The organism is Pseudomonas sp. NFX1, assembly GCF_051123555.1.
Classification (GTDB): Bacteria; Pseudomonadota; Gammaproteobacteria; order Pseudomonadales; family Pseudomonadaceae; genus Aquipseudomonas; species Aquipseudomonas capeferrum.
On sequence record NZ_CP169366.1, the window covers coordinates 3,731,659 to 3,737,091 of the forward strand.

At 61.2% G+C, this 5,433-nt stretch carries 4 protein-coding genes; 1 reads left to right on the top strand and 3 read right to left on the bottom strand.

Going from position 1 to position 5,433, the window contains the following annotated elements; genetic code table 11:
- From cyoA to hmpA, 3 genes are all read right to left on the bottom strand, one after another.
- Positions 1 to 945 (bottom strand): ubiquinol oxidase subunit II, encoded by a 945-nt coding sequence (gene cyoA / locus DJ563_RS16840; protein WP_274100227.1) that lies wholly within the window; start codon positions 943 to 945, stop codon positions 1 to 3.
- 558 nt (positions 946 to 1,503) lie between these two features.
- Positions 1,504 to 2,010: a disulfide bond formation protein B gene (locus DJ563_RS16845; RefSeq protein ID WP_033701229.1), complete on the bottom strand. Its 507-nt coding sequence runs from the start codon at positions 2,008 to 2,010 to the stop codon at positions 1,504 to 1,506.
- Between the two features lie 353 nt (positions 2,011 to 2,363).
- A complete protein-coding gene (gene hmpA, locus DJ563_RS16850; protein WP_156310420.1) occupies positions 2,364 to 3,542 on the bottom strand; it encodes an NO-inducible flavohemoprotein in 1,179 nt (392 codons plus the stop codon).
- Positions 3,543 to 3,696: 154 nt separating this feature from the next.
- Between hmpA and norR the strand changes: the two genes are divergently transcribed.
- Positions 3,697 to 5,247, top strand: coding sequence for a nitric oxide reductase transcriptional regulator NorR (norR, locus tag DJ563_RS16855; RefSeq protein WP_434518057.1), 1,551 nt, complete (start codon positions 3,697 to 3,699; stop codon positions 5,245 to 5,247).
- The last annotated feature ends 186 nt before the right edge of the window (positions 5,248 to 5,433 follow it).

Sequence of the window (5,433 nt, forward strand, 5' to 3'; positions counted from 1 at the left end):
TTACTCCTCTGCCCCGGCAGCTGGTTGCATACTCGATTCCACACCCTTGGTAGTGGCCAGATCTTTGCTGCCTGCTTCTTCGTGGACCGGCTTGCCGCGGTTCATGCCTTCGTACTTGTCGACGATGGTCTGGAACAGCTCTGCTGGTGCCTCGCTGTACAGCGCGACTGGGTTGTATTCGCTAGGCTTGGCCAGAGCTTCGTACTCGGCTTTGCCCAGTTTCAGCGGCGACTGCTTCACTTCGGCGACCCACTTGTCGAAGTCTTCCTGGGAAGTAGCAGTAGCCTTGAATTTCATGCCGGTGAAACCAGCACCGCTGTAGTTGGCGCTGATACCGTCAAACACACCGTTCTCGTTGGCGATCAGGTGCAGCTTGGTGGTCATGCCGGCCATTGCGTAGATCTGGCCACCCAGGCCCGGGATGAAGAACGAGTTCATCACGGCGTCGGAGGTGACGCGGAAGTTGACCGGGGTGTTAGCCGGGAAGTTGATCTTGTTGACCGTCGCGATGCCCTGCTCCGGGTAGATGAACAGCCACTTCCAGTCCAGTGCGACCACGTCGATCTGGATCGGCTTGACGTCCGAATCCAGCGGACGATACGGGTCCAGCTTGTGGGTGGACTTGTAGGTGACATAACCCAGCGCGATGATGATCAGGATCGGGATGATCCACACCGCAGCCTCGATCTTGGTCGAGTGCGACCAGTCAGGCGTGTAGGTCGCAGCCTTGTTGGAAGCACGGTACTTCCAGGCGAACGCCACGGTCATGATGATGACCGGAATCACCACCAGCAGCATCAGGCCGGTAGCGATGAGGATGAGGTTCTTTTGCTCAATGCCGACCTGACCTTTCGGGTCGAGCAGGGTCCAGTTGCACCCACTGAGTAAAAGCATGCCTAAAAAGGGCAATATGCCAAACAGTCTGGGGTAACGCTTTTTACTCATCTCACGACCTCTAGATCAGCTTGCTTCAATGCAATTTGTGTTTTGGTAGCCAACACTTCGTCCTGCCAAGTGAGGCATTTCGCGCCCGTACTCGCTCCTGCCTGGGGTCCGACTGCAGGACCTTGGCTCAAGCGTGTTAGCGGTGCTTATGGTTTCGTAGGCAACAGGCCTGTACTTCAGACCAAGTCCATTTGGTGCGGGAAAACGCGGAGGGGTGTCCGCTCGGTATCGCCGCTGGGCGAAACTTGACGAAGTCAGCAAAAGGGAGCGCTGGGGCTTCCTTCAATCCTGCGACTCGCAAGCAGTGCCGAACGGAAATTGGGGGCGATTGTAGATAGGTCGCCAACCCTTGACTATGACTTATTGAGCAACAGTCTTTTACAGAATATGTAACAATGCACCCCGAAGAATCAACTTCGCGACAGTTTGTCGCACCCCGCCCGGTAGCCCTCAAAGCCGCATTCTACAAGGCTTCGTGATTGATCTGGATCAAGCAGGGAGCAACTTTCTGCGCATCTCACGCGGTGCAAAAGACCTCACACAATTCGGGACTTTTGTCTAAGACTGACGTCGGTTGCGGTAGATACCCAGCGGTACCAGAATGGCGGTGAGCACGAACGCGACCAGTGCCCATTGCGCCAGCGACAGACCGAGGATCGGTGGGTACGGCGTGCTGCAGAAGCCGTCGACCTGGAACGCCAGTGGCCACAGCTTGGCCAGGGGCAGGTCATCGACGATCGGCTGCAGGGTATCGATGCCGCAACTGACCATGGGGTTGGCGAGTATATACACATGGTTGCCGGCCGCAACGATTCCGCCCACCGCGCTGAGCACCACCAGGCCTTCGAACAAGGTCAGGCTGCGGCGCCCCGGCATCGCGGCGGCGATGAAGGCGAACACGGCGATAAACAGAAGGGCATAGCGCTGCAGGATGCACAGCGGGCAAGGCGCCTCGCCCAGCACCACTTGCATATAGAGGGCGCCACCGATCAGCGACAGGCAGATCAGCCCTAGCAGCACCAGAAAGCGCCGTTCCCGATTCAGGCGCGATGTTTGTTCGTTCATTGCCGATTCCTTCGATGGATAGTGGCCGCGTGGTCCGCCTGCCTGTGCGCAATTCTACACGCTGGGCAGGGCCTTTTGAGCGTGCCGAGGTGGCGGCGTGATGGCACTGCGCGGGTTATCCGGAGATGGCTGAGACCGGCCTTGGCGACGTCGGTTCAACGCCCCACGGCAAAAAAGCGGCTACCCGGGTGCCGCACAGGGCAAGCCCCTCGACACCCGGGAGTGAAGGATACCGTGATTAAAGGAGGATTAAAGATGAAAGGTTCTGGGCCTGTTTCATCTCTCCTTTATATAGATGAGTTGCTCTGGGCAGGCGCGGCCTTGTCGGGGCGACTGCCCACAATAAGCGCAGGTTACTCCAGCGCCGCCGCCGGCCCGAAGAACTCGTAGCGGCTCTGCTGTTCAGGCACGCCCAGGCCCTTGAGGTGACGTTTGATCACCGCCATGAAGCCCTTGGGCCCGAGGAAGTAGGCATCGACGTCACGCTCACGCCCCAGCCACTGAGCCAACAGCTCCTGGCTCAGCAGGCCCACGGCATCTGCCTGGTCGTCGGCATCCTGCTCTGCGTAGCAATAGAAGCGCTTGAGCTGCGGGTGGCGCTCGGCCAGCCCATCGATCCAGTCACGAAAGGCGTGCACGGCACCGTTGCGCGCGCAGTGGATGAAATGCACCGGGCGCTGGGTTGCAAGCGCCGCTTCAAGCATCGCCAGGGTCGGGGTGATACCCACACCGCCACTGATCAGCACCAACGGCTTGTCGCTGGCGGCCAGGGTAAAATCGCCCGCTGGCGGGAACAGTTGCAACGTCTCGCCCACAACCAGTTCGTCGTGCAGGTAATTGGAGACCTTGCCACCGGCTTCGCGCTTGACGCTGATGCGGTATTGCTTGCCGTCGCACAGGGCCGACAAGGAGTAGTTGCGACGCTGCTCGGCACCGTCAATGAACAACTGCAGGCCAATGTACTGCCCTGGCTCGGCTTTGAGCACCGGCTTGCCATCCACCGGCGCAAAGTAGAACGAGACGATCTCGCTGCTCTCTTGCTCGCGGCGTACCAGGCGAAACGCGCGGGTACCGCGCCAGCCACCGGCGGCTTGTTCCTTCTCTTTATAGAGGCTTTCTTCGGCGCCGATGAGGATGTCGGCCAACTGGCCATACGCGGCGCCCCAGGCAGCGATCACTTCAGGGGTGGCGATTTCCTTGCCGAGCACTTCTTCGATGGCACGCAGCAGGCAGCTGCCTACGATCGGGTAGTGCTCCGGCAGGATCTGCAGCGCGACGTGCTTGTTGATGATCTGCCCGACCAGGCCACCGAGCTGTTCGAGCTGGTCGATGTGGCGGGCATACATCAGCACGCCGTTGGCCAATGCTCGTGGCTGGTCGCCGCTGGCCTGGTGGGCCTGGTTGAACAGCGGGCGTACTTGCGGGTATTCGTTGAGCATCATCTTGTAGAAGTGGGTGGTCAGTGCTTCGCCGCCGCTTTCCAGCAGGGGGACGGTGGCCTTGATGATTGCACGTTGTTCGGCATTGAGCATTGCTACGACTCCTGAGCCTGTGGCTTGAAATGATTGCATTAGGCATTTCACCAATCGTGCCAACTTTTATCGCCAGCAAAATCAGGAGGTTGACGCAGACCATGTCAAAATGACCTAGGCCGGCGTATAGTCATTTTGACCAATAGGAGTCCTTATGACAGCAAAGCCCCTGCTTACCGCCCTCCTCCCTCTGGTCAGCGACCTGTCCCGCGATCTGAGCGACCAGGAACGTTACCGTCGACTGCTTCAGGCCATGCGTGGGCTGTTGCCTTGCGACGCTGCCGCGCTGCTGCGCCTGGACGGTGAGTGGCTGGTGCCTCTGGCGGTGGACGGGCTGAGCGCCGATACCCTGGGCCGACGCTTCAAGGTCAGCGAGCACCCGCGCTTCCAGATCCTGTTAAGCCGCCCGCAACCCACTCGCTTCCCTAGCGATTCGGAACTGCCCGACCCCTACGACGGCCTGGTCATCGCCGCCGATGCCGACCTTGAAGTGCATGACTGCATGGGCTGCCCCCTGATGGTCGATGAACGCCCGTGGGGCCTGCTGACCCTCGACGCACTCACCCCAGGGCAGTTCCAGAGCCTGGAACTGGATGCCCTGCAGGCCTTCGCCAGCCTGGCCGCCGCCACGGTGACGGTGGCCGAGCGCATCGAGCACCTGGCCCTGCGTGCAGAAGACGAACACCACCGCGCCGAGATCTACCGCCAGGCCAGCACCCAGGACAAGCAGCTGATTGGCCAGAGCGCCGCGCACAAACGCCTGGAAGAGGAGATACGCCTGGTCGGCAGCAGCGAACTGACCGTGCTGATCACCGGTGAGACCGGCGTCGGCAAAGAGCTGGTGGCCCAGGCCCTGCACCAGGCCAGCAACCGTGCCGACAAGCCCCTGGTCAGCCTCAACTGCGCCGCATTGCCCGACACCTTGGTGGAAAGCGAACTGTTCGGCCACGTGCGCGGCGCCTTCACCGGCGCCCATGGCGAACGCCTTGGCAAGTTCGAGCTGGCCAATGGCGGCACGCTGTTCCTTGATGAAGTCGGTGAACTGCCACTGACGGTGCAAGCCAAGCTGCTGCGGGTGCTGCAGAGTGGCCAGCTGCAACGCCTGGGGTCGGACCGTGAGCACCGGGTCGACGTGCGCCTGATCGCGGCCACCAATCGTGACCTGGCAACAGAAGTTCGCGACGGCAACTACCGCGCCGACTTCTACCATCGCCTGAGTGTGTACCCGCTGCACGTGCCGCCGCTGCGTGAACGTGGGCGTGATGTGCTGCTATTGGCGGGCTATTTCCTCGAACAGAACCGTTCGCGCCTGGGCCTGAACAGCCTGCGCCTGAGCAGCGAAGCCCAGGCCGCGCTGCTGGCCTACGACTGGCCAGGCAACGTGCGTGAGCTGGAACACCTGATCGGTCGCTCGGCACTCAAGGCGCTGGGCCAGCACCCCGATCGGCCACGCATCCTCACCCTGGATGCCATTGACCTGGACTTGCGTGCCGCCCCCGCGTTGCACCCCCTGCCCTCATCCACCCCGCTGCAAGCGGCGTCATTGCCCGAGGGTGGGCTGCGTGCAGCCATGGATGACTACCAACGCCAGGTCATCGAAAACTGCCTGCAACGGCACGCAGAAAACTGGGCCGCCGCTGCGCGCGAACTGGGCCTGGACCGCGCCAACCTCAGTCGGCTGGCACGTCGGCTGGGGCTTCGCTGAGGGCTATCTACCAAAGGATTAACCCAGAAAGCCATCTGGTTGCTTCCTGCTGGGCTGCTATATCTCCCTAACCACCGGTATCACGGCCGTCATGGTCGAGGCTGCGCGCAACACGTTCTTTCACGTTGCGCCGGCCCTGGGTCGCGAAGTCGAGCCAGTGTAGCCGCACACCAGCAGGGAGCATCC